Here is a 24,813-nt window from a genome sequence, read left to right as displayed (position 1 = left end):
GTTTCAGTAGGACTTCGGCAGGCCGAGCACCCGCTCGGCGATATAGCACAGCACCAACTCCGGACTGATGGGCGCGATGCGCGGCACCATGCACTCGCGCAAGTACCGCTCGACGTGATACTCCTTGGCATAGCCATACCCGCCATGGGTCATCACGGCCTGCTGGCAGGCATCGAAGCCGGCCTCGCCGGCCAGGTACTTGGCGGCGTTGGCGCACGCCCCGGCATTCATGCCCTGGTCGTATTGCCACGCCGCCTGGCTGACCATCAACCAGGCCGCCTCCAGCTGCATCCAGCACCGCGCCAGTGGATGCTGGATCGACTGGTTCTGGCCGATCGGCCGGTTGAAGACGATACGCTCGTTGGCGTATCGGGTTGCCCGGCTCAAGGCCAGGCGGCCCAGGCCGATGGCCTCGGAGGCGATCAGGATGCGCTCGGGGTTCATCCCGTGCAGGATGTACTCGAAACCACGACCCTCTTCACCGATCCGGTCTTCGACCGGCACTTCCAGCCCCTCGATGAACAGCTCGTTCGAATCGACGCACTTGCGTCCCATCTTTTCGATCTCGCGCACCTCGATCTTCGAACGGTCGAAATCCGTGTAGAACAACGTCAGGCCATGGGTGGGCTTGTCGACCTGCTCGAGCGGGGTCGTACGGGCCAGCAGCAACACCTTCTGGGCCACCTGCGCCGTGGAAATCCAGACCTTGGCGCCATCCACGATGTAGCGCTCGCCCCGGCGCACCGCCCGGGTCTTCAGCTGCGTGGTGTTCAGGCCGGTATTGGGTTCGGTGACCGCGAAGCAGCTCTTCACTTCGCCGCGCGCCATCGGCGGCAGCATGCGCTGCTTTTGCGCGTCGTTGCCGAAGACCACCACGGGATTGAGGCCGAACACGTTGATGTGCACCGCCGAAGCGCCCGACATGCCCGCGCCCGACCGGGCGATCGCCTCCATCATGACCGCCGCGTCGGCGATCTTCAGGCCCGCTCCGCCGTACTCCTCCGGTATGCAGATGCCCAGCCAGCCATCCTTGGCCAGCTGCTGGAAGAACGCCTCCGGAAAACCGCCGTCGCGATCGCGCTCCAGCCAGTACGCATCGTCGAACCGCTGGCAGATGCGCTCGATGGAGTCGCGGATCGACTCCTGCTCCTTGCTCATTTCAAAGTTCATGCCCTCTCCTTTGTTCACGGTAGTGAATATATATAACCTACACATGAACAAAATACGGACATACCCGCATTAATCCGGCGAATCAGCCATGATAACTTCCATTTACTTGGACAAATATCACATACACATGAACAAACCAATTCCGCCTGACGCCCCCCTGGCAGGCGTGCGCGTCATCGACATGGCCACCGTCCTGATGGGGCCCGTCGCCACCCAGGTGCTGGGCGACTACGGCGCCGACATCATCAAGATCGAACCGCCGGAAGGCGACGTCATGCGCCATGCCGGCGCCGCGCGCAATGCCCGCATGGGCGCCATGTACCTGTCCACCGGCCGCAACAAGCGCAGCCTGGTCCTGGACATCAAGAAGCCGGACGGCCGCCAGGCGCTGTTGCGCCTGTGCGAGAGCGCGGACCTGTTCATCCACAACGTGCGGCCGGCGGCCATGCGGCGCGCAGGGCTGTCCCATGAGGACATACGGAAGGTGAACCCCGCCATCGTTTACATGGCGCTGGTGGGCTTCGGCCAGGATGGCCCGTACGCGCAACGCCCCGCGGTCGACGATGTCATCCAGGCCGCCAGCGGCCTGGCCGGATTGCCGGTCCATGCCGGCCAGGCCGAGCCCGGCTTCGTCCCGGCCAATCTGTGCGACCGCATGACCGGCCTGGCGGCGGCCCATGCGGCCATCGCGGCCCTCTACATGAAGCAACGCACCGGCCAGGGCCAGTACATCGAAGTCCCGATGTTCGAGACCATGGCCCAGATGATCCTGGGCGATCACCTCAACGGCGAGGCGTTCCTGCCGGCCATCGACGGCCCGGGCTACAGCCGGCTGCTCAACGCCTATCGCCGCCCGTTCCGCACGGCCGATGGGCATATGGCCGTGACCCCCTACAGCGACAAGCAGTTCCGCGCGTTCTTCCAGGCCATCGGACGCTGCGCCGAGTTCGACGCGGACCCGCGCATCAACACCCACGCCGCGCGGGCGCGCAACTACGACGTGGCCTATGCGCTGCTGGCGCAGATCCTGGCCACGCGCTCGACCGCCGAGTGGGTCGCGCTGTGCCTGGCGCACGACATCCCCGCCCAGAAAGTGAACGCGATCGAAGACGTGCTGCACGACGCGCACCTGCGCGAGGTGGCGTTCTTCCAGGACGTGGACCATCCCACGGAAGGCCGGATCCGCCAGATGCGCCCGGCCGCGCGCTGGAGCAATGCAGACGTTTCGGTGCGGCGGCTGCCCCCGCGCATCGGCGAGCACAGCCTGGAAATCCTGCGCGAGGCGGGCTTTCCGGAAGAAGAAATCCAGCAGTTGCTGCACAGCGGAGCGACGGTACAGGCCGCCGCCCACTCTCCCACCCAGGCGGCCCCATCCGCCACCGAATGAAAGGATCGACCATGGCAGGACTCTATTTTGAACAGTTCGAAGTCGGGCATGTCTTCAAGCACGCCACCACCCGCACCGTCACCGAAGCGGACAACCTGCTGGCGACCGTCCTCAGCATGAACCCGCAACCGCTGCACCTGGATTTCGAATTCGCGGCGCAGACCGAATTCGGCCGGCCGCTGGTCAACAGCACCTTCACGCTGGCGCTGGTGATCGGCCTGTCGGTACACGAAACCACCCTGGGCACGACGCTGGGCAACCTGGGCATGAAGGATGTCAACTTTCCTCGCCCCGTCTTCGCGGGCGATACCCTCCGCGTCGAAACCACCGTCGTTTCCAAGCGCGTCTCGCAAAGCCGCCCCACGGCCGGCATCGTCGAACTCGAACACGCCGGCATCAACCAGCGCGGGGAGACTGTCTGCACCTGCCGCCGCTTCGCCTTCATGAAGCGCACGCCGCAAGACGCCCAGGCCACCACGGCATGAGCGCCCGCGCCATCGTCGAGGCCGACGCCTTCACGTTCGCCGGCCTGCTGCGCGACGACGACCTGGTGGTCTGCGGCCAGACCTGCGCCGAGCCGCTGACGCTGACGCGCAAGCTGGTGGCGCATTGCGCCGAGCACCACCAGCCGGTGCGTATCTTCGTCGGTACGCTTTTCTCCGCCACCTTCGATCATGCGCCGGCCTCGGCCAGCTTTCTGTCCTATGGCGCGATCGGGCGCGCGGCGCGCCTGTCCGAGCGCGGCATGCTCGACGTGCTGGCCGAACGCTACCACAGCGTGCCGGGTCTGTTTGCCAACGGCCCTCTGCGCGCCGACGTGGTCCTGCTGCAGGCCGCCGAGGCCGCCGACGGAACGCTCAGCTTCGGCCTGTCGTGCGACTATGCGCTGCAAGCCGCGCGCCAGGCGCGCCTGGTGGTGGTGGAACTGAATCCCTGGGCTCCCTGGACCTACGGCACGCCGTGGCCGCGCGACCTGCGCATCGACATCCGGGTGCGCGCCGACTGCCCGCCGCTGGAGCTGCCGCGGTCCGCGGCCGACGACACCGCGACGGCCATCGGACGGCATGTCGCGCAACTCGTGCCCGACGGCGCCACCCTGCAGACCGGCGTGGGCTCGCTGCCCGACGCCACGCTCGACGCCTTGCGCGGCCATCGCCACCTGGGCCTGCATTCCGGCCTGCTCGGCGACGCCGGCCTCGACCTGATCCGCTGCGGCGTCATCGACAACAGCCGCAAGACCCGCGACGCGGGCATCGCAGTCGCCAATACGCTATGCGCCAGCGCGGACGGCTACCGCTACGCCGACCGCAATACCGGCATCGAAGTCCGGCACAGCGACGACACCCATGACGCCGCGATCCTGGGCCGCCAGGCCCGGCTGCACGCCATCAACGGCGCGCTGCAGATCGACCTCGGCGGCCAGGCCAATTGCGAAACGTTGCGCGGCCGGCCGCACGGCGGCATCGGCGGCCTGCTGGATTTCACCCGCGCGGCCCGGCAATCGAGCGAAGGACGCGCGATCACCGTCCTGCCGGCCACCGCCGCCCAGGGCACGCTGAGCCGCATCGTCCCCACGCTGAGCGGCCCGGCCACGCTGGGCCGCTCGGATATCGACGTGGTCGTCACCGAATACGGCGTCGCCGAACTGCGCGGCGCGTCGCTGGCGCAACGCGCCCGGCGCCTGATCGCCATCGCCGCGCCGCGGTTTCGCGACGAACTGGCCGCGGCCTGGCATGCACAAGGAGTGCTCGCATGAGTCCAACGCAACGCCACGGCCCCTTGCGCGGCCTGCGCGTCATCGAGTTCGGCGGCATCGGGCCAGGGCCGCTGTGCGGCATGCTGCTGGCCGACCTGGGCGCGGAAGTCCTGCTCATCGAGCGCGCCGGACCACAGGAGATCGGCATCGCGCGCCAGCGCCGGCACGAACTGGCCCATCGCGGCAAGGCCTCGCTGGTGCTCGACCTCAAACAGGTTGCGCAGCGGGACCTCGCGCTGGAACTGGCCGCGCGGGCCGATGTCCTGATCGAAGGCTTCCGGCCTGGCACCATGGAAAGGCTCGGCCTGGGCCCGCAAGCCTGCATGGCGGGCAACGCCGGGCTGATATACGGGCGCGTCACCGGATACGGGCAGGACGGTCCGCTGGCCGCACGCGCCGGGCACGACCTGAACTACATCGCGCTCAGCGGCGTGCTGCACGCCATCGGACGCGCAGGCCAGCCGCCCACCCCGCCCCTGAACCTGGTCGGCGACTACGCGGGCGGCTCCATGCTGCTGGCGCTGGGCATCCTGGCCGCCATCGTGGAGCGCGCCCGGTCGGGCCAGGGCCAGGTCGTGGACGCCGCCATGGTGGAAGGCGCCGCCCTGCTCATGGCGCCCTGGTTCGGCATGCTGGCCGCTGGCCTGGTCAACGGCGCGCGCGGCGAAAACCTGCTCGACAGCGGCGCCCCCTTCTACGACGTCTACCGCTGCCAGGATGGCCAGTACCTGGCCTTTGCCGCCGTGGAACCGAAGTTCCGCGCCGTGTTCGCCCAGCGCACCGGGTTCGACCAGGCCGCGCTGCTCGACGCCGACCGTTCGCGCTGGCCGGCCTTGCGCGAAGCGCTGGCCGCGCTGTTCGCCCAGCGCACGCGGGACGCCTGGTGCGCCCTGCTGCAGGACTGCGACGCCTGCGTCACGCCGGTACTGCCGCCCGCGTCGGCCGCGGCGCATCCGCACAACGCCGCGCGGCAGGTGTACGTACAGGCCGGCGGCATCGCCCAGCCCGGCCCGGCGCCGCGATTCTCGCGCACGCCGGCCGACGCGCCCGGCCTGCCGCCGGAACCCGGCCAGGGCGGCGACAGTTTGACCGCCGCATGGGGAATCACCGAAAATCGCCTGCTCGAGGCGGGTGTGACCGGCACCCGCGCCCACCACTGAGGAATGCATGCGGCGTGCCGCGGCAGGCACCCTGCCCTTTGAATCGAGAAACCCGTGGATGTCCGCCAAGTCGTAAACGTACTGGAGTTGCTGGAATTCTTCGCCGAGCGCGGGCGCCCCGCCTCGCTGGCCGAGATTTCCCGCCATTTCGGCTGGCCGCGCTCCAGCACCTTCAACCTCCTCGGTACGCTGGTCAACCGGGGCTACCTGTACGAGCCGCGCGCGCGCGAAGGCTTCTACCCGTCGCCCACCTGGGTGCCGCTGATCCAGAAGATCGACCGGGCCGCGCCCGTGCCGCCCGAGCTGCAGGAGCTGGTGCTGGCACTGCGCCGCCGCACCAATGAAACCACCGTGCTCGCCGCCATCAGCGGCATGCACGTACTGTTCATCGCCACGGTCGAGTCCGAGCAGGCGGTCCGCTATACCGCGCCGGTCGGCAAGATCGTCCCGCTGCACGCCACGGCCACCGGGCGGGCGCTGCTGTCGCAACTGCCCGAACCCGAGCGCGCGGCCATCCTGCGCCGCGCCGTGTTCGAGCGCTACACGTCCAACACCCTGATGAGCGTGGACGCGGTGGAGCGGGAAATCGCGCTGTCGCTGCAGCGCGGCTACTTCGAAGGTGTCGGGGAGTTCTCCGAAGACCTGAGCGGGATCGCCATGCCGCTGACCAACATGAGCCGGCACCTGGCCGTCCTGGTGGGAGGGCCGTTCGCGCGCGTGCGCGCGGTCAAGGACGAAATCATCGCAATCATGCGGGAAGAGCTGGCCCGCTATGCGCCCGGCACGCCATAGCGGCCGGGCGGGCCGGCTCAATCGACCTTGACCCTGGCCTCCTTCACCACCTTCCGCCATTTCGCCACGTCGTCGCGCACCATCCGGGAGAACGCATCGGGGGTGCTGGTGGCGACTTCATAGCCCTGCCCCACCAGCGCCTCGCGCACCTTGGCGTTCGACAGGACGGCCACCAAGGCCTGGTTGAGCCGGTCGACAACCGCCGCCGGCGTGCCCGCCGGCGCATGGATGCCATACCAGGTCTGCACGTCGTAGCCGGCCACGCCTGCCTCGTCGATGGTGGGCACCTCGGGCAACAGCTGCGAACGCTGCTTGCCGGTGACCGCCAGCGCGCGCACCTTGCCGGCCTTGATCGACGTCATCAACGGCGGCAGCGTGTTGAACGTCAGCTGCACCTGCCCGGCGATCACGTCCGCGTTGGAAGGCGACGCGCCCTTGTAGGGCACGTGCACCATGTCCGTGCCCGTCATCAGCTTGAACAGTTCGCCCGCCAGATGGGGCGTGCCGCCCTGCCCGGTCGAGGCGAAGTTCAGCCGTCCGGGCGCACGGCGCGCCAGCTCGATCAGTTCGGTCACCGAGCGGGCCTCGACGCCCGGATTCACCACCAGCACGTGGGTGGTGTAGCCGATCAGGCTGACTTCCTCGAAACTGTCGACCGCGTCATAGGGAAGGTCGGGATAGATGGCCTGGTTGATGGCGTTGGGCCCGCTGTTGCCGAGCAGGATGGTGTAGCCGTCGGGCGCGGCGCGGGCCACGGCGTCGGTGCCGATGATGCCGTTGGCCCCGGGCCGGTTCTCGACGATGACCGGCTGGCCCAGTTGCGCCGCCAGGGGCTCGGACAGGGTGCGGGCGAAGATATCGGCGCCGCCGCCAGGCGGATAGGGCACGACCAGGCGCACCGGACGATCGGGAAATGGCGCCGCGACAGCGGCGGGCGCGGCCAGCATCGCGCCCAGCGCAAGGGTGTATGCGATACGCAGCACTGAAAACAGGTCAGCCATGCAAACCTCCTGAAGTAAGCCGCCGGACGGCGGCGGTTCAAGCGCCGCCGCGCGCGCTCGCCAGCAAGGCGCGGTCCGCCTCGTCGTAGCGGGCCTGCCACTGCCGCCAGGCCTGTTGGTCCGCGTGCAGCCGGTCCCGCCACACGGCGAGCACGCGGCGCACCTCGTCGGGCGCAGTGCCCCCGCTGGAATGGATGGCCTGCACGAAATTGCCCGGCTCGATGCAGGCAGCCAGCTGCGCATCGTCGATCGGCGGCAGGTCGATGCCCATGCCACGCGCCGCCGCGCGCACGCGCGCCGGCGTCAGCGCGGCCCGTCCGTCCGCCATGCAGGCGCGCACCGCCGTGCCGACGATCTCGTGCGCCTCGCGAAACGGCAGACCGCCGGCCGCCACCAGCGTATTGGCCACTTCCGAGGCCGTGGCATAGCTCAGGTCCAGCAGCTCGCGCATGCGCGCCGCGTCGAAATCGACGTCGCGCATGATGGCGCTGGTCAGGTCCGCCGCGTCGCCGCTGAGCGTCAGCGCGCCGTTGATTGCGTCGAAACCATGGTTGATCAGGCTGTGCGGCCAGTCCTCGTTGCGCGCCATCAGATAGACCGTGGCCAGCGCGCCCTGCACCTGCTCGGCGAACACCTTGACGGTCTCGAGCGGCTCGGGGTTGCGCTTGTGGGGCAAATAGGTGCTGGCGGTGCAGAACGCGTCGCTCAAGCGCACCATGCCGAACTCCTGGGTATGCCAGAGAATGAAGTTGCCCGTCAGGCGCGCCAGGTGGGAGCACATCAGCGCCGCCACCGATACGGGTTCGATCATGTAGTCCCAGGCATTGGTGCCGTCACCCGTGGACAGCGTGGGTTCGTCATGCCCCAGCCATGCGGCGGTCATCGAGCGATCGACCCGCACGCTGGTGCCCACGCCGTTGGCGCTGCCCAGCACCGAAAGATTGTGGCGCGACACGCACTCGAACAGGCGTTGCGTATCCCGCTCCAGCCAGGCGCTGAACCGGCCCAGGAAGTGCCCCACCGTCATGATCTGCGACTGCTGCCAGTGCGTGTAGGCTGGCATGATGGTATCGGCATGCTCGACGGCCCGGTCGAGTATCGCTGCGCGCACGGCCAGCACCGACGCCAGCAGGCGCATCAGCTTGATACGCAGCTTCAGGCGCATCGCCGACGGAATGACGTCGCCGCGCGATCGCCCGAGCTGCAGGTAACCGGCCACGTCGGCGCCCAGCAGCGTGGCCGCGTGCGCCTCGATCTGCGGATACAGGTCGCCGGCGCCGGCCTCCAGCGGGACGCTGGAAGGTCCGCGCTCGAACAGTTCGGCCATCAAGGCCACCAGCGCCCGCGCGGCGTCCGGCGGTATCAGGCCGCGGTCGCGCAGCATCACGGCGTGCGCCAGATTGACGCGCGACATGGCATGGAACAGATCCTCGTGGCCGGCTCCGGCGGCCTCCTTGGTGGCGAAGGTCAAGCGGCGGACGATCTCGGCGGGTTCCGCCGACAAAATCGCCCCGACTCCCAAAGTCGTCATGCGGGTCTCCTGATGAAATAGCGATGGGGTTGGGAAAGCAGACCGTCTCAGGCGTTGGCGGCCGGCGGCCGCAACAGCGCCATCAGGGCCGACACCGTGCCAGGCTCCTCGGGCAGGCGCAGCACGGCGTCGCGCACCGCTTCGCACGACGCGAAGCCGGGCACGGCGCCGGCCACGCGCATGAATTTCCCGAGCGCGACGCGCCATTTGTCCTGCGAGGTAGCGGTACTGGCGCGCAGGTCCGCGTGCCGGCGCAACCGGCTGCCGTCGGCCAGCGTCACCGTGACGATGGCTTCGGGCCAGGCCAGCCCGGCGCCTTGCGCGATCGTCGTGCGCGCGCGCAAGGCCCGCAGGGCCGGCTCGCGCGCGCGGGCATCGGAGAAGTCGGCAACCGTGGCCTGGCCATGCACGAGGCCCTGGGCGATCGCGTGGGGCAGGCTGAACTTGGCCTGCATGCCGTCGCGCGGCTCGGCGATGCGCGCATTGGCCATGGACATCGCGCTGACTTCGCCATGCACCTGCGCAACCGCCGTCCAGGCAAAGCCCGGCGTCGCGCGCAGCGCCAGGGCGCATTCGATCAACGCCTGCGTGCAGAATGACGAGGCATGCGGCTTGTAGAGAATGCCGTGCATGGACCAGCGCTCGCCCCAGCCGTCGAGCAGCCCGTCCCAATCCGCGCCATCGCCGCACACGCGGCCGAATCCATAATGTCCGCCCAGGATATCCTCGGCGCTCGTGTACCCCTGGCGCGCCAGCAGCGCGGCCATCACGCCGTTGCGCGCCGCCTGGCCGGCATGCAGCGGCTTGGACATCGTGCCGAAGGTCTCTTTCAGGCCGCTGGCCTGCGTACCGGCGATACCCAGCGCCATCGTCGTCTGTTGCGCATCCAGCCCCAGCAGGCAGCCCGCCGCGACCGCCGCGCCGAAATGGCCCAGCGTGCCGGTGGCATGCCAGCCCCGCTGGTAATGGTGCGGCCGCACCGCCTCGCCGATGCGCAACTGCGCCTCGATGCCCAGCGCCAGGGCCCGCAGCAGCGCCGGTCCGTCCGCGCCCTCGTGCTCGGCCACGGCCAGGGCGGCCGCAACCACCGGCACGCTCGGATGCATGGCCGACTCGATATGCATATCGTCGAAATCGAGCGCATGGCCCGAGGCGCCATTGACGAGCGCCGCGTCCGGCAATGGCGCGCGCCTGCCCCGGCCGATCAGCGTGGCCTGCCCCGCCCCGCCGAAGCCGGCCAGCGTGCGGTCAAGCACGGCCACCAGCGGCTCCTGCGCGCCGGCCAGCGTCACCGCCAGGCTGTCGAGCAGACAGGCCTGCGCCGTCTGGAGCGTATCGGCGCCCAGCCTGGACGATGCGGTGGCCACGATGGCGCCGGCCAGCGACCGGGTGACGCCCGCGGCGGGCGGTGGCGATGCGAGCGGCATGCGGCACTCCAGCGATGGGATGGTTGGCGGCTATTGCTTCTGGAAGCCGTCGCCGGCCTCGGCCACGACGCGGGCCCACTTGGCGATCTCGCGCTCGACCATGGCGGTGAAGTCCTGGCGGGAGCGGGTCGCCACCACGATGCCCATCTTGCCCAGGCTGTCGATCACGCGCGGATCCTTCAAGGTCTCCTCGAACGCGGCATGAACGGCATCCACCACCGCGTCCGGCGTGCCGGCCACGGCCCAGACTCCCAGCCAGATGTCGGCGTCGTAGCCGGGCACGGTATCGGACACCGGCGGCAGGTCCGGCAAGGACGGCAGGCGCCGGGCCGACGTGACCGCGATGGCCCGCAGCTTGCCGGCAGCGACGAAACTCTGCGAAGCCGGCTGGGATGCGAAAGCCACGGCGGTCTGCCCCCCGGCGACGGCCACCAGCGCCGGCGATGTGCCCCGGAACGGCACATGCATCATCGGCACGTCGGCCATCGAACCGAACATCGCCGCGAACAGATGATTGGGCGAGCCGATGCCGGCCGACGCGTACTGCACGCCGCCGGGCTGCTTGCGCGCGTAATCGATCAGTTCGGCGACCGACCGCACCGGCAACGACGGATTCACCAGCACCAGGGTCGGAATCAGGCCGATGGACGTGACGGGAATGAAATCCTTGGACGGGTCGAAAGGCAGGTTGTCCTGCACGGCCGGCAGGATGCCGAACTGGTTGCTGGAGATGAGCAGCGTGTGTCCGTCCGGTTTGGACTTGGCCACGTCCTGCGTGCCGATGATGCCGCCCGCGCCGGCGCGATTGTCCACCACCACGGGCTGGCCCAGAATGGCGGAGAGCCGCTCGGAAAAAGCGCGCGCCGCCAGGTCGGTGCCGCCGCCCGGGCCGGTCGGCACGACCAGCGTGACCGGCCCTTTCGGGTAGCCGGCGGGAGCTGCCTGGGCGCTCGTCGCCATGCCCAGGCAGGCTGCGCCGCACCCCAGCGCGGCGGTGATCCATTGCTGCCAACGTGTCATGTCTGTGTCCTCGGTCCGATCAAGTTGTGCGCCGGCCGCGCGCCATGCGCGGTCGACGGTCCGCCAAAACCAGTGATGCCCACAAACCGTCCGCGCCGCGCGGACGGACGCTACGCCGCGGACAGGCGCGTCCGATAGGAACGAATCGCGCGGTGCATTTCGTTGGTGACGATCATCACTCCCTCGTCCAGGCCCAGCCCCGGCTTGCCGAGGAACTCGACCGGACGCACCGCCAGCGCGACGTGCGCGGCGACGCGGGCCGAAATGTCCGTCTCGTTGCAACTGCCCCCCAGGTACACGCCGACGCCGCCGTCGCGGCAGATCAGGCAGGCCTGCACGGTGTTGTCCACGCCCCCCAGGTCCGGCATCTTGATCTGGATGAGATCGCAACACCCGTGCGCGACGAACTCGCGCACGTCCTCGCGGGTGTTGCACCATTCGTCGGCAATGAGGCGGATGCCCGAGCCGGCGCGCCGCAGGGCCTCGCGCAGGCGCCCCATCAGCGCGATCTGGGCGCCGCGCTCGCCCGCGTCGAGCGGGTCTTCGAACAGCACGGGGTACGGCGCGCTGGCCGCCTCCACCTCGCGCAGATAGGCCAGCGCGCCGTCCAGGTCGTCGCCCACCCGCTGCGACAGCAGCCCGTGCAGGTCGTAGTGCAGCGTCGGAAAGAAATCCGGACGGCCCACCGCGCGGATGCGCTGGCTGATCCATTGCGCATAGGCCGGCAGTTCGTCGAGTTGGTCGGTGCGCACCATGGCCGTCTGCGGGAAGTAAGGCAGCTCGCGCACGATGGCCTTGTCGACGTTCTCGTACCAGTTGCCGCCGCAGGAACCCAGCAGGTCGCAGGGCGTATCGGCCAGCGCCAGGCCATACTCGCGCGCCAGGATCTCGGCCATCGTGACGCGGTGATTCGCGGCCACGGCCTGCAGCAGCAGTTGCGACAGGCCATAGCGCAGCGCCATGTGCAGTGGCTGCCCGTCGAGCCGCATGGTATCGAGTTGCGCGGCGGCGGCGCGGAACGATGACAGGTCGCACTGCGCCAGCCAGCGCGACAGCGGCCCCTCGGCCTGCGCGATCAGGCGGGCCGCATCCGGCGCCTGCTGACGTCCCGAGCGGAAGGCATGATTGACCGTCGCGCAATCGCCGTACAGTTCGCTGCCGTCGTCGGCCACGCCCGTCAGCAGCACAGTGGAACTCACCTGGATGATGGACGCGAAACCGGGCGTGACCGGCGCGCCCCGGTACAGGAAACCGTCGCGCGGCGCCCCCTGCCCGATCGCCTCCTGGTCGCGCCAGTAATACCCGCCGATCCCGTCCGTCGCCAGCAACCGTTGCACTCGCATGTCGTCCTGTCTCCCGTGGCATCCGCCTTCTTCTCGAGGCCAGGCCAGTTTAGGCAGGCCGGATTTACATGTCATTAGATGAGATGTAAATTCCGAATAACGGAATTTATGATCGGCAAGAAACGCCCCGGAAGCACGGCCCGGCCATGGCCGGCCAGCGCCGGCGGCGGCGGCCCGGCAAGGCCGGCACGCTCTACACTCACGCTGTCGTCGGCGTTGGCCGGCCACCCAGGCAGCACCCTGCCCCCTCTTGGGGCGGCGTTATTTCAGGGAATGCGCATACATGGAAAACGAGCGCGGTACCGTCGAACGAATCGTCAGGCTGATCGGCTTTCTCGCCTCGCAGGACGACGACGTCGGCGTGAAAGACATCGCCGATGAACTGCAGTTGCCGCACAGCACGGCGCACCGCCTGCTGCAGCAACTGGTGGCGCTGAACCTCATGCAGCGCGTGCAGGGCGCGCGCCGCTACGCGTTCGGCCCGGAGATGTACCGGCTGGGCGCCATGATCTCCAACAAGGTGAACGTGGTGCAGCTGGCCAGCGCGCCGCTGCATCGCATCGTCGCCTACACCAATGAGTCCTGCGCGCTGGCGCTGTACCGCGACCAGGACGCCACCCTGGTGTTCGCCAAACAGGTCGAATCGGCCAACCAGCTGCGCTACCAGCTCGACCTGTACCGGCCGGTCTCGGTCCTCTGGGGCGCCTCCGGGCATGCCGTGCTGGCGCACCTGCCGCCCGAGCGCGTGCGCGCGCTGCTCAAGAAAGAACCCGTCTCGCCCACCGGCCTGGCCGCCCTGCCCGCGCGCGACCTGAATCGCGATCTGAAGCAAATCCGCGAGCAAGGCTATTCGGTCAGCACGCGCGGCGAGAAGATCGAAGGCGCCGCCGGCATTTCCACCCCGATCTTCGGCACCGGGGGACACGTCATCGGCTGCTTCTCGCTGTTCATCCCCCGCATCCGCTACCCGGAGCATCGGGAAACGGAACTGGCGCAACTGCTGGTCCGGGAAGCCGGCGCCCTGTCCGACGTGCTGGCTGGCCGGCAGGCGGCGCCCGCCGGCGCGCCTGGCGCGGCGCGTTGACATATCCGCGGGCGGGCGCGGGCTAGGGGTTCTTGGCCGGCATCGGCGGCGTCAGCACCGAGGCCGTATCGGTATTCGTGGAGAAGGTGAGAAAGGCGAGGTGGGCCTCGAATCGCTCGAGCACGTCGTCGATCACCTGCTGCCGGGTCAGGCCCATCAGGTCATAGCCGCCCGAACCGGTCTGGGTGAACACTTCAAGCCGGTAATAGACGTCGGTCTCGCGCGACATCCGGCCGCTGAACATCGGTACCGGCGCCTCGACGATCGCCACGTGATACTGAAAGGCGCGAAAACTGTCCATCGACACCCGCAGCAGCGGCTCCTCGATGCCGCGCTCGTCGGCCCGGGATTCGCGCGCGACCTCGTAGCCCTGGTTGCGGAACTCAGCGGCCACATCGTCGAGCGCCGGCCGTACGGTACGGTCGAGGAACTGGGCAACCTGCCGCAGCGAAGCGAACGCGTGCAACTGTTCGAGGCGCTGCTTCCATGAACGCTCCGGCAGGTGGCCGCCCATCGGCGCCATGGACGGCCTGCGCAGCACCTGCCCTTCGCGCTCGGCCCGCTCCATGCGCAGCACCTTGTAGAACGACGCCATGACCGTGTAGGCGATGATGGTCACCGGCAAGGCGAAGATGAGCGTGGCGTACTCCATCGTCGTCACGCCGCCGGCCAGCAGCATCGCCACCGTGAGCACCGCCGTCAGCACAGCCCAGAAAATGCGCAGCCACTTCGGCCCGTCGTGCGAGGGGTCGGGAATCGAGGCCGAGAAATTCGACATCACCATCGCGCCCGAATTCGCGCTGGTCAGGTAGAACAACAGCCCCGACAGCGTGGCCAGGCCTATCAGGAACATGGCTCCCGGAAACATCGCCAGCAACGCGTACCAGCCGCGCTCGGGGCTTTGGACCGCGAGCGCGGCGAACGCGGCATCCCCTTGCAGCACGTGATAAAGGGCCGAGTTGCCGAACAGCGAAACGATGATGAAATCGCACAACACCGGCGCGGTGATCGCCGCGATCACGAATTCGCGCAGCGTCCGGCCACGCGAAATGCGCGCAAGAAAGACGCCGACGAACGGCCCCCATGCCAGCCAGAACGCCCAGAAGAACAGCGTCCATCCGCCCATCCATGCCGGCCCGCCGGGCTCGTAGGCGAACGTCTGCAAGGTGCGCGCGGGGAAGGTCACGAGAAACCGGCCGATGTTCTCCGACAGCGCGTTCAGGAGGAACGCCGTTTGCCCGGTGAGCAGGATGTAGACCATCATCGCCACCGCGCTCCAGAGGTTCAGCTCGGAAATCCAGCGGATGCCGCGGTCGACCCCGGAGGTCGTGGCCCCGATGGTCAGGATCACGGCGCCCACGACCAGGGCGATCTGCAGCGACAGGCCTTGCTCCAGCCCGAAAATCAGCGAGAACCCGACATTCAGCAACACCACGCCGATGCCCATCGAGGTCGCCACGCCGAACACCGTGCCCACCAGCGCGATGATGCTGATGCCGTCGCCCAGGGGGCCGCGCACGCGCTTGCCCAACAGCGGATAGAGCGCCGCGCGGATGGACAGGGGCATGCCCCAGCGGTAGGCGAAATATCCCATCGCCATGCCCAGCAAGGCATACATGGACCAACCGGCCACCCCGTAGTGGAACATCGTCCAGACCACCGCGTCCTGCATGGCTGCCGCCGTGCCCCCCTCGCCGGACGGCGGATGCAGGTATTGCACGACCGGTCCGGTGACCGAGAAGAAAAGCATGTCGATCCCGACGCCGGCGGCAAACAGCATCGCGACCCAGGTCGACAGCCGGTATTGCGGCCGCGATTGATCGGGGCCGAGGCGCACATCCCCCTCCTTGGAGAACGCCACCCACAGCACGAAACCGATCACCAGCGTCATGGTCAGCACGTAGTACCAACCGAGATTGGCCGCGATCCAGTCCACGGCCGTCTTCATCCGCATGCGTGCAGCGCCGGGCACCAGAATCGCCCACAGCGAGAACGCGGCGATCACGGCCGACGAGACGAGCAGCACGCGCCAATTTATGCTGGCCGTGCGGTGCTCGAGCACCTCCTCGGGCCCCTTGCTGAGGTCGCTGCGCGACACCGGCGCGTCGTCGCCGACCTGGCGTTCGTGGCGGCGCTGCGAGCCGCCGAACCGGCTGCGTTCGATCGGCCGGCGCAACGCCGCCGCCCGCGCGTCCGGCGCCTGGCCGGACGGCTCGGACTCGGCCCCCTCGTCGTCGGATGGCGTGGTCGACATGGCTGACTCCTTTCCAGAAGGGGCGCCGCTCCGAAACCGTCCACCGGGAAGGCGCCAGTCGGGTTGGACATGCCGTGCCCGTCCCGCGCGCCTTCCAGCCGGATCCTGGATGCCAGGCCCGGGACCATTATGCGCCACGCGTCCCCGATTCGGTCAGCCTCCGGGGCGCGCCGCGAAACGTCCGCCCGGGGCCCGGGACGACGCGCAGACTCGACGTCCGGCGATTTTGTTGCTAATGTAACCAGACACAACAAAAATATAGCAACGCCCATATCCGCTACAGCCAGCTCGGGAACTGCGCGCTGGATGGAAAAGCCATGGGCAGTGGATAGACGCAGCGGCTGGCTGCTCATCTTCGACCAGGGAGGAGAAACTATGAGAACAATCCAACTTTTCGCGACAACGTGGCTGCTTCTGGCGCTCGCCCTGCCCTTTCCGGCCTCGGCCCACGGCGGCGGATGCCGGAAAGACTCGCCACCCGGGAAATGCTGCCACATGGACAGAAAGGCAGGCACGGTACATTGCCACTGAGGCAGGCCCGGTATCGACAGATGCCCAGATGGGCCCTCGATGGGCCGAAAAGGCCGCCCGAATGACAAAATAGCCCATAGGCGCTGACGCTCATGGGCTATTTTTGCTGGCTATTTTGCTGGCTATTTTTGCCAGCCTTTTTGTGGTTTTTTCTTGCGGGCCTTTGCCGCGCCAGGGCCTGCCTGGACAAATTCTTGGTGCCGACGGCGAGACTCGAACTCGCACAGCTTTCGCCACTACCCCCTCAAGATAGCGTGTCTACCAATTTCACCACGTCGGCATCTTGCAAAATCTCGACCAGGATCCAAAGATCCTGGAAAGTCGGGCATTCTAGCATGTAAATGCCCATGGGCAAAACCGTCAGGGCGGCTGGCCGCGCCATGCGCGGCGCCCGTCCTGTGCTACTGCGCGGGCTTGGGCTGCTCGGGCGCGGCCGGGGGCGCCGGCTGGCCGGGCGCCTGGGGCACCGAGGCGTCGGGCTGGGCGGGGGCGGCCGGCACGCTGCCGCCCGGAGCCTGGGGCACCGACGAGCCGCTGCCGGCCGGCGCGCTGCCGGGCGCCTGCGGCACCGAGCGGTCCTGCGGGAAATTCTGCATCACGCCCGAATCGATGGCCGGGCCGGACGGCCCCTTGTGGGTGACGTACGCCAGGCCCGCGGTGCTGACGAAGAACACCACGGCGGCCCACTTGGTGGTGCGCGACAGGAAGTTGGCCGCGCCGGTGGCGCCGAACAGGCTGCCGGCCGAGCCGCTGCCGAACGCCGACCCCATGTCGGCGCCCTTGCCCTGCTGCAGCAGGACCAGAACGATGATAGCCAGCGCCGATACAACCTGGACGACCAGCAGGACAGTAAGCATCAAAGACATTACAGACTCCGGAACGGAAACTTAAGCTGCGGCGATGCGCAGGAATTCTTCGGCGACGAGCGAGGCTCCGCCCACCAGGCCGCCGTCGATGTCGGGCATGGCGAACAGGCTGGCGGCATTGGCCCCCTTGACGCTGCCGCCATACAGCACGCGCACCTGGCTGGCTTGCAGGCCGTCGAGCGCCACGCGGATGGCGCTGTGCACTTCCTGCGCCTGCTCGGGGCTGGCGGTACGGCCGGTGCCGATGGCCCATACCGGCTCGTAGGCCAGGACCATGCGGACCAGGGCGTCGCGGCCCAGGGCCAGGACGGGTTCGAGCTGGCGCTCGATCACGCCCAGGGTATTGCCGCCTTCGCGCTCCTGCAGCGATTCGCCGACGCAAACCACCGGGGTCAGGCCTGCGTCGAGCGCGGCGCGGGCCTTGTCGGCCACCAGCTGGTCGCTCTCGGCATGCAGCGTGCGGCGCTCGGAATGGCCGACCAGCACCCAGCGGCAGCCGAATTCGGCCAGCATCGGAGCGGCCACTTCGCCGGTATAGGCGCCCTTGGCGTGCGCGCTGACATCCTGCGCGCCCCAGCCGATGGCGCTGCCCTGCAAGGCGGCAGCGGTCTGCGCCAGGTACGGGAACGGCACGCACACCCCCATTTCGCAATGGGCGGCGGCATCGGCGGCGCGCAACTCGGCCAGCAAGGCGGCGTTCTCGGCCAGGTTGCCGTGCATCTTCCAGTTGCCCAGCACCAGGCGGGCGCGATTCTCAGCTGTGGTCATGGCGCAGAAAAAAGAGTCAAAAAGGCCTGACCCGGGGTCGGGTCAAACCTGAGATTGTATCCTGTTGCCGGGCGATGCGCCGTTACCGGGGCAAGAAAATCCGGGCGCACCGGACAATCCGATGCGTCCCGCCGTCCGGCTGGCGCTATACGGTCAGGATGATCTTGCCGATGTTTTCACCGGCTTCCATCATGGCGTGGGCCGCGGCGGCCTGCTCCAGCGGCAGCGTGGCGTGCACCACCGGCTTGAGCGTGCCGTTTTCCAGCAAGGGCCAGACCCGCTCGCGCAGCGCACGGGCGATCTCGCCCTTGAACTCGACCGGACGCGGACGCAGCGTCGAACCGGTGATGGTCAACCGGCGGCGCAGCACCTGATTGCAATCTACGTTTGCATGCGCGCCACCCAGCAGCGCGATGATGACGATGCGGCCGTCGTCCGCCAGGCACTTGAGGTTGCGGCCGATGTACTCGCCCGCAACCATGTCCAGCACCACGTCCACGCCGGCGCCGCCGGTGGCGTCCAGCACTTCCTTGACGTAGTCCTGCGTCTTGTAGTTGATGCCCAGCGTGGCGCCCAGCGTTTCGACGGCGCGCGCGCGTTCGTCGCTGCCCACCGTGGCGTAGACCTTGTTGCCCATGGCGCGCGCCAGCTGGATGGCCGTGGTGCCGATGCCGCTGGCGCCGCCGTGCACGAGCAGCGCTTCGCCGGCCGACAGGCGGCCGCGGTCGAACACGTTGCTCCAGACGGTGAAATAGGTCTCGGGCAGGCCGGCCGCCTCGATCTCGGTCAGGCCGCGCGGAATCGGCAGGCACTGCGGCGCGGGCGCCACCACGTATTCGGCGTACCCGCCGCCAGCCACCAGGGCACAGACCTTGTCGCCGATGGCAAAGCCCCCGGCGGCGGCGTCGCCGCCGACGATCTCGCCGGCCACTTCCAGGCCGGGCAGGTCCGAGGCGCCCGGCGGCGGGGCATAGTTGCCCTTGCGCTGCAGCACGTCGGGCCGGTTGACGCCGGCGGCGGACACCTTGATCAGCACTTCGCCGGCAGCGGGCTCGGGAACGCTGCGCTCGGTGGGCACCAGGACTTCAGGACCGCCAGGACGGGTGATTTCTACGGCTCGCATGTCGCGTCTCCAACCAGAGTCGATATCGAAACGGCAATTATGCGCTTTTTTGCACGGCCGCCTGCCGGCGGCGGGCACGGCGCCACGGATTTGCCAGGGATGCGGGGGCGGCGTGGCGCCGCGATGAAGTGGCGGAAGGTGTGAGATTCGAACTCACGAGGGCCGTGAAGCCCCGCCGGTTTTCCGTACCGCTATGGCTTTCGCCACCAGAACGATGTCTGTTTGCTGGTCTGGACTTTGCCTTCACCATAGTCGGGCGACCTTAGGTGGGAGCCGTCAAGTCTCTACACGTTGCCGCCCCGGCGGGGGGGTGGCCTTCGCTCGGCGTTACCTCGGACAGGGCCAGGGGCTTCGCCGAATTTGACTCCTTACTACCATGCGGTTTCCCGCGTGGCGCTCGATTGAACAAGACCGGTGCATTCAACCACTCTGCCAACCTTCCACGGCGCGCATTGTATAGGATTCGGGCCCGCGGCGCGGCCAGCGGCCCGTTAAAGCACGTTATCATTGTCGCCCTGCCGGACCAGCCGCACCCATGGCGAAATTGGTAGACGCAAGGGACTTAAAATCCCTCGCCGCAAGGCGTCCCGGTTCGATTCCGGGTGGGTGCACCATCAATCGGCACCGCTGTTTTCCCCAGGCCCGATAGACGCGCCGCGCCAACGGGCCGCGCATGCCCTACCTCAACTTGATACCGAACCCCGCGCCTCCGTTTGTCGTTCTCGATGCCTGCGTACTGATGTCCGGCATCGCCCGCCAGCTGCTGTTGCGGGTGGCGCGGGCGGGCGTCTTCCAGCCCGTCTGGAGCGAGCGCATCGGCGAAGAATGGCGCCGCAACGCCGCGCGCCTGTGGGATATCCCCGCCGAGGCCCTGGCGGCGCAATGGGCGGCGATGAACGCCAGCTTTCCGCGGGCGCTGGAAACCGATACGCAGCCTTACGAAACGGGTCTGCGCTACAGCGACCCGAAGGATTTCCACGTGATCGCCGCCGGGCTGGCGCGACGGGCCCGCTGCGGCCTGCCCCAGGCGCCCGCCACCTTGGTGATGACCTGGAACCTGAAGGATTTCAACCGCTCCGAGCTGCGCCGCCAGGGCCTGGACGCGTTCAGCCCGGATCACCTGCTGGCGCGCTGGTGGCAGGCCGACCCGGCCGCGCTGCGCGCGGCGCTGGCGACGGTCGCCGACGATTACGTGGCGCTCGGGCGCGAGCCCCTGCCGCTGGCTGCGATCCTGCAGCGCGAGCGCCTGTACCGGCTAAGGCGCCTGGCCGACGCGGATCAGTGATCGTGGTTGCTGGCCGCGAAGCCTGCGGCGTTGAGCACCGAGATGACTTCCTGGATGTGGTCGTGTCCACGCGTCTGCAGCACGAAATCGACCTCGACATTGCGCACCGGCAAGGTGGTGAAGGCGCGCTGGTGATGCACTTCGGTGATGTTGGCGTGCGCGTCGGCGATCAGCTTGGTGGCCTGCGCCAGCGCGCCCGGCAGGTCGCGCAGGTCGACCCGGATGCGCGCCAGGCGCCCGGCGCGCACCATGCCGCGCTCGATCAGCTCGCCCAGCATCAGGGGATCGATGTTCCCGCCCGTGAGCACCAGCCCCACGCGCTTGCCCCGGAACCGCGCGTCGCCTTGCTCCTGCAGGCGCAGCAGCGCCGCCAGGCCGGCCGCGCCGGCCCCTTCGACCACGGTTTTCTCGATTTCCAGCAGAACCACGATGGCATGCTCGATATCGCTTTCGTTGACCAGCTCGATATGATCGACCAGGCGCGTGACGATCTCCTGGGTCAGCGTGCCGGGTGACTTGACGGCGATGCCCTCGGCGATCGTGTAGTGGCCGCTTTCCATGGCCACGCCCTTGACGGCGGCGTACATGGACGGAAAGCGCTCGGTCTGCACGCCGATGATCTGGATGTCCGGCTTGATGGCCTTGGCGGCCGTGGCGATGCCCGCGATCAGGCCGCCGCCGCCGATGCCCACCACGATGGCGTCCAGGTCGGGGCGCGCCTGCAGCATTTCGAGCGCCACCGTGCCCTGTCCGGCGATCACGGCCGGATCGTCATAGGGGTGGATCATGACCAGGCCGCGCTCGCGCGCCAGCTCGTAGCCGCGCGCCTTGGCGTCGTCGAAGGTCTCGCCGGCCAGGACCACTTCGGCGCCGAAGCGCCGCGTGTTGGCCACCTTGACCGTGGGGGTGAAGCGCGGCATGACGATCACCGCCGGCACGCCCATGCGCTGCGCGTGGTACGCCACCCCCTGGGCATGGTTGCCGGCCGACACGGCGATCACCCCGGCGGCGCGCTCGGCCTCGGTCAGGTTGAGCATCCGGTTGAGGGCGCCGCGCTCCTTGAACGAGGCGGTGAACTGGAGGTTCTCGAACTTCAGCCAGATTTCCGCGCCGAGGATATCGGACAGCGTGCGGGAATGCGTGAACGGCGTATTGAGGACCTGTCCCCGCAGGATGTCCCGGGCGGTCTGGATGGCGGCAAGATCGATCACGATGGCGGCGTCTTGGTGAGTGCGCGGTGTCCCGCGCAGCCTAGCGGACTGGCAGGAAATTGAAGAACAGCAGGCCCTGTGCGTAGTTGATGCCGATGCGGCGGGAGTTCTCGCCGAGCAGGTTGGCAATCAGGTCCAGCCTGCCGATGATAGCGCCGAATTCGCGCTCGAAGCTGAGATTCGTGGCCACGGCCGACATCTCGTTGGCCAGCAGGAGCGGCTCGCCCTGGGCGGTGCGGCGCGAGGCCAGCAGCCAGGCGGCCGCCTCGACGTTGCGCGCCGCGTTGTAGATGCGCTGGCCGTCGAGCACGTCCGAGAGGTAGATGCGGGTCTTGTCGTTGTGCGCCGCGATCAGGGTGTCGGCCAGGCCATAGATGAAGGCCGCCACGCGGTCGCCGCCATAGGCCGGGTCGAGCGACACGGCCAGCACCTGGATGTCGCGCAGGCCCGCCAGGCCGGCCGGCGGACGGCGCTCTTCGATCAGGCGCTTGACCCGCGCCACCGCGGCGGCCTGGTCCGCCACCCCGCTCTTGCGCCATTCGCGCGGATTGCGCCGGTACAGCTTGTCCAGCAGCGTGTCGAGGCTGGCCAGGTTGTCGCGGATTTCCAGCGTGACCGTGCGGTTGAAGTCGGTCTGCATGAACTGGTCGGCCGACATCGACTCGCCGCGCGGCCCGCCGCTGCCGCCGGGCGCGATGCAGCCGGCCAGCAGCACGCTGGCGGCCCATCCAGACAGTGCGGCCAGCCGCCTGCTCGTCATGCCATATCCGTCCGTGTCCCTTGTTCTGATGCGGCCTGGCCGCGCGTGGCATGACTTTACCGTATGCGGACGTAAAAACGGCGCCCGCGGGCGCCGTTTTTACGTCAGGAATCGCAAACCTTATTCGGCTTGCGGCTCCGACTGGGCGGCCGGCTCGGCCGCGCCGGACTGCTGCTGCTCGATGCCGCCGATCGCCTTGATCGACAGGCGCAGACGGCCCTTGTCATCGGCCTCGATGACCTTGACGCGGACCGGCTGGCCAACCTTCAGCACATCGTTGATGTTGGCGATGCGGTAGTTGGCGATCTCGGAGATGTGCAGCAGGCCGTCGCGGCCCGGCAGCACTTGCACGATGGCGCCGAAGTCCAGCAGGCGCAGCACCGAGCCGTCGTAGATCTGACCCACTTCGACGTCGGCCGTCAGTTCGACGATGCGGCGCTGGGCTTCCTTGGCCTGGGTCTCGTCCACGCTGGCGATCACGATGGTGCCGTCGTCCGAGATATCGATCTGCGTGCCGGTTTCCTCGGTCAGCGCACGGATGGTGGCACCGCCCTTGCCGATCACGTCGCGGATCTTCTCGGGGTTGATCTTGATGGTCAGCATGCGCGGCGCGAACGCCGACAGCTCGGTACGCGAACCTTCCAGCGCCTCGCGCATCTTGCCGAGGATGTGCAGGCGGCCTTCGCGGGCCTGGGCCAGCGCGACCTGCATGATTTCCTTGGTGATGCCCTGGATCTTGATGTCCATCTGCAGCGCGGTGATACCGGATTCGGTACCCGCCACCTTGAAGTCCATGTCGCCCAGGTGGTCTTCGTCGCCCAGGATGTCGGTCAGCACGGCGAACTTGCCGCTGTCCAGGATCAGGCCCATGGCCACGCCGGCCACGTGATCGTTGGTGGGCACGCCGGCGTCCATCATGGCCAGCGAACCGCCGCACACCGACGCCATCGACGAGGAGCCGTTGGATTCGGTGATTTCGGACACCAGGCGAATGGTGTACTGGAAGTCTTCCGGGGCCGGCAGCAGCGGCAGCAGCGCGCGCTTGGCCAGGCGGCCGTGGCCGATTTCGCGGCGCTTGGGCACGCCGATGCGGCCGGTTTCGCCCGTGGCGAACGGCGGCATGTTGTAGTGCAGCATGAAGCGGTCGCGGTACTCGCCCATCAGGGCGTCGATGATCTGCTCATCCTGCTTGGTGCCCAGCGTGGCCACCACCAGCGCCTGCGTTTCGCCGCGGGTGAACAGCGCGCTGCCGTGCGCGCGCGGCAGCACGCCCAGGCGGATGCTGATCGGACGCACGGTGCGGGTGTCGCGGCCGTCGATGCGCGGCTCGCCGTTGAGGATCTGGCTGCGCACGATGCGCGCTTCCAGGTCGAACAGGATGTTGTCCACGCCAACGCTGTCGGGCGCGGGCTGGCCAGCCTGCGCGGCCTGCTCGGCCATGGCGGCCTGCACGGCGGCGTAGACTTCGCGCAGCTTGGTGGTACGGGCCTGCTTTTCGCGGATCTGGTAGGCGGCGTTCAGCCCTTCCTGGGCGGCGGCGCCCACGGCGGCGATCAGCGCTTCGTTCTTGGGGGCGGGCTGCCAGTCCCAGTCGGGCTTGCCGGCATCGCGCACCAGGTCATGGATGGCGTTGATGGCGGCCTGCATCTGCTCGTGGCCGAACACCACGCCGCCCAGCATGATTTCCTCGGACAGCTGCTTCGCCTCGGATTCGACCATCAGCACGGCGTTCTCGGTGCCGGCCACCACCAGGTCCATCCTGGACGACTTCAGCTGCGTCGCGGTGGGGTTGAGCACGTACTGGCCGTCGACATAGCCCACGCGGGCGGCGCCGATGGGGCCGTTGAACGGGATGCCCGAGATGGCCAGCGCGGCCGAGGCGCCGATCATGGCGGGGATATCGGGATCGATATCCGGATTGACCGACAGCGTGTGGATGACCACTTGCACGTCGTTATAGAAGCCTTCCGGGAACAGCGGACGCAGCGGACGGTCGATCAGGCGCGAGGTCAGCGTTTCCTTTTCGGAGGGCTTGCCTTCGCGCTTGAAGAAACCGCCCGGGATGCGGCCGGCGGCGTAGGTCTTCTCGATGTAGTCGACGGTCAGCGGGAAGAAGTCCTGGCCAGCCTTGGCCTTCTTGGCCGCCACGACCGTTGCCAGCACGACGGTGTCCTCCACGGACACCAGCACCGCGCCGGACGCCTGGCGAGCAATCTCGCCGGTTTCCAACACGACCGTATGCTGGCCGTACTGGAAGGTCTTGGTCACTTTGTTGAACATGACGGTGATTCCTTACAAATGAAAAACCGTGGCCGTTGCGACATGCGTCGCCCCGACCACGGTT

The 24,813-nt window shown here is 68.3% G+C and carries 20 protein-coding genes and 2 tRNA genes; 8 read left to right on the top strand and 14 right to left on the bottom strand.

The genetic code is table 11. The annotated features are described in order from the left end of the window. Window positions 1-3: 3 nt before the first annotated feature. Window positions 4-1,170 (bottom strand): acyl-CoA dehydrogenase family protein, encoded by a 1,167-nt coding sequence (locus tag CAL11_RS05630; protein ID WP_033462674.1) that lies wholly within the window; start codon window positions 1,168-1,170, stop codon window positions 4-6. Between the two features lie 127 nt (window positions 1,171-1,297). Between CAL11_RS05630 and CAL11_RS05625 the strand changes: the two genes are divergently transcribed. The 5 genes from CAL11_RS05625 to CAL11_RS05605 are packed head-to-tail and all read left to right on the top strand — an operon-like array spanning window position 1,298 to window position 6,265. After that, entirely contained in the window at window positions 1,298-2,557 is a 1,260-nt protein-coding gene (locus tag CAL11_RS05625; protein ID WP_086092379.1) for a CaiB/BaiF CoA transferase family protein, read from the top strand. Window positions 2,558-2,568: 11 nt separating this feature from the next. Continuing rightward, window positions 2,569-3,042: a MaoC family dehydratase gene (locus tag CAL11_RS05620; protein ID WP_086092378.1), complete on the top strand. Its 474-nt coding sequence runs from the start codon at window positions 2,569-2,571 to the stop codon at window positions 3,040-3,042. Next, window positions 3,039-4,313, top strand: coding sequence for an acetyl-CoA hydrolase/transferase family protein (locus CAL11_RS05615; RefSeq protein WP_086092377.1), 1,275 nt, complete (start codon window positions 3,039-3,041; stop codon window positions 4,311-4,313). The genes CAL11_RS05620 and CAL11_RS05615 overlap by 4 nt, the downstream gene beginning before the upstream one ends. Then, window positions 4,310-5,473: a CaiB/BaiF CoA transferase family protein gene (locus CAL11_RS05610; protein ID WP_086092376.1), complete on the top strand. Its 1,164-nt coding sequence runs from the start codon at window positions 4,310-4,312 to the stop codon at window positions 5,471-5,473. Before CAL11_RS05615 ends, CAL11_RS05610 begins: the two co-directional genes overlap by 4 nt. A 54-nt stretch (window positions 5,474-5,527) precedes the next feature. Next, entirely contained in the window at window positions 5,528-6,265 is a 738-nt protein-coding gene (locus CAL11_RS05605) for an IclR family transcriptional regulator (protein WP_033462679.1), read from the top strand. A gap of 17 nt (window positions 6,266-6,282) precedes the next feature. Here CAL11_RS05605 and CAL11_RS05600 read toward each other — a convergent pair whose 3' ends face one another. The 5 genes from CAL11_RS05600 to CAL11_RS05580 form a co-directional block, all read right to left on the bottom strand. Beyond that, a complete protein-coding gene (locus tag CAL11_RS05600; RefSeq protein WP_086092375.1) occupies window positions 6,283-7,266 on the bottom strand; it encodes a tripartite tricarboxylate transporter substrate binding protein in 984 nt (327 codons plus the stop codon). A gap of 37 nt (window positions 7,267-7,303) precedes the next feature. After that, window positions 7,304-8,797, bottom strand: a complete 1,494-nt coding sequence (locus CAL11_RS05595; protein ID WP_086092374.1) for an argininosuccinate lyase — start codon at window positions 8,795-8,797, stop codon at window positions 7,304-7,306. A 47-nt stretch (window positions 8,798-8,844) separates the two neighbouring features. Continuing rightward, the gene (locus CAL11_RS05590) at window positions 8,845-10,224 is read right to left on the bottom strand and encodes an MmgE/PrpD family protein (RefSeq protein WP_086092373.1); all 1,380 of its coding nucleotides are present in this window, start codon (window positions 10,222-10,224) and stop codon (window positions 8,845-8,847) included. 30 nt (window positions 10,225-10,254) lie between these two features. Continuing rightward, window positions 10,255-11,244, bottom strand: coding sequence for a tripartite tricarboxylate transporter substrate binding protein (locus CAL11_RS05585; protein ID WP_086092372.1), 990 nt, complete (start codon window positions 11,242-11,244; stop codon window positions 10,255-10,257). A gap of 110 nt (window positions 11,245-11,354) precedes the next feature. Continuing rightward, window positions 11,355-12,587, bottom strand: coding sequence for a methylaspartate ammonia-lyase (locus CAL11_RS05580; RefSeq protein WP_086092371.1), 1,233 nt, complete (start codon window positions 12,585-12,587; stop codon window positions 11,355-11,357). A 283-nt stretch (window positions 12,588-12,870) separates the two neighbouring features. On the opposite strand from CAL11_RS05580, the gene CAL11_RS05575 reads away from it, so the two are divergent. Then, complete coding sequence (locus CAL11_RS05575) at window positions 12,871-13,671, top strand: IclR family transcriptional regulator (RefSeq protein WP_086092370.1); 801 nt, start codon at window positions 12,871-12,873, stop codon at window positions 13,669-13,671. 22 nt (window positions 13,672-13,693) lie between these two features. Here CAL11_RS05575 and betT read toward each other — a convergent pair whose 3' ends face one another. The 5 genes from betT to CAL11_RS05545 form a co-directional block, all read right to left on the bottom strand. After that, window positions 13,694-15,925, bottom strand: coding sequence for a choline BCCT transporter BetT (gene betT / locus CAL11_RS05570; protein ID WP_086092369.1), 2,232 nt, complete (start codon window positions 15,923-15,925; stop codon window positions 13,694-13,696). Between the two features lie 726 nt (window positions 15,926-16,651). Next, window positions 16,652-16,736, bottom strand: a tRNA-Leu gene (locus CAL11_RS05560). A 121-nt stretch (window positions 16,737-16,857) separates the two neighbouring features. Further along, window positions 16,858-17,322, bottom strand: coding sequence for a preprotein translocase subunit SecG (gene secG, locus CAL11_RS05555; protein ID WP_033462692.1), 465 nt, complete (start codon window positions 17,320-17,322; stop codon window positions 16,858-16,860). 21 nt (window positions 17,323-17,343) lie between these two features. Further along, a complete protein-coding gene (gene tpiA, locus CAL11_RS05550; protein WP_086092367.1) occupies window positions 17,344-18,090 on the bottom strand; it encodes a triose-phosphate isomerase in 747 nt (248 codons plus the stop codon). 145 nt (window positions 18,091-18,235) lie between these two features. Further along, window positions 18,236-19,213, bottom strand: a complete 978-nt coding sequence (locus CAL11_RS05545; protein ID WP_086092366.1) for an NAD(P)H-quinone oxidoreductase — start codon at window positions 19,211-19,213, stop codon at window positions 18,236-18,238. A gap of 529 nt (window positions 19,214-19,742) precedes the next feature. Here CAL11_RS05545 and CAL11_RS05540 point away from each other — a divergent pair. Beyond that, a tRNA-Leu gene (locus CAL11_RS05540) sits at window positions 19,743-19,827 on the top strand. Window positions 19,828-19,886: 59 nt separating this feature from the next. Continuing rightward, window positions 19,887-20,498 carry a PIN domain-containing protein gene (locus CAL11_RS05535; protein WP_068926890.1) on the top strand — a complete coding sequence of 204 codons (612 nt, stop codon included), beginning with the start codon at window positions 19,887-19,889 and terminating at the stop codon, window positions 20,496-20,498. On the opposite strand, the gene CAL11_RS05530 is transcribed toward CAL11_RS05535, so the two are convergent. The 3 genes from CAL11_RS05530 to pnp form a co-directional block, all read right to left on the bottom strand. After that, on the bottom strand, window positions 20,492-21,709 hold the full coding sequence (locus CAL11_RS05530) for a threonine ammonia-lyase (RefSeq protein ID WP_033462702.1): 1,218 nt from the start codon (window positions 21,707-21,709) through the stop codon (window positions 20,492-20,494). The two genes, CAL11_RS05535 and CAL11_RS05530, sit on opposite strands and share 7 nt — an antisense overlap. Before the next feature lie 40 nt (window positions 21,710-21,749). Beyond that, complete coding sequence (locus CAL11_RS05525) at window positions 21,750-22,469, bottom strand: hypothetical protein (protein WP_068926892.1); 720 nt, start codon at window positions 22,467-22,469, stop codon at window positions 21,750-21,752. A 120-nt stretch (window positions 22,470-22,589) separates the two neighbouring features. Then, window positions 22,590-24,749 (bottom strand): polyribonucleotide nucleotidyltransferase, encoded by a 2,160-nt coding sequence (gene pnp / locus CAL11_RS05520; RefSeq protein ID WP_033462706.1) that lies wholly within the window; start codon window positions 24,747-24,749, stop codon window positions 22,590-22,592. Window positions 24,750-24,813: the final 64 nt, after the last annotated feature.

This window comes from Bordetella genomosp. 6, from assembly GCF_002119705.1.
In the GTDB taxonomy this organism is placed as follows: Bacteria; Pseudomonadota; Gammaproteobacteria; order Burkholderiales; family Burkholderiaceae_B; genus Bordetella; species Bordetella bronchiseptica_F.
This window is presented reverse-complemented; position numbering and strand designations above follow the sequence as displayed.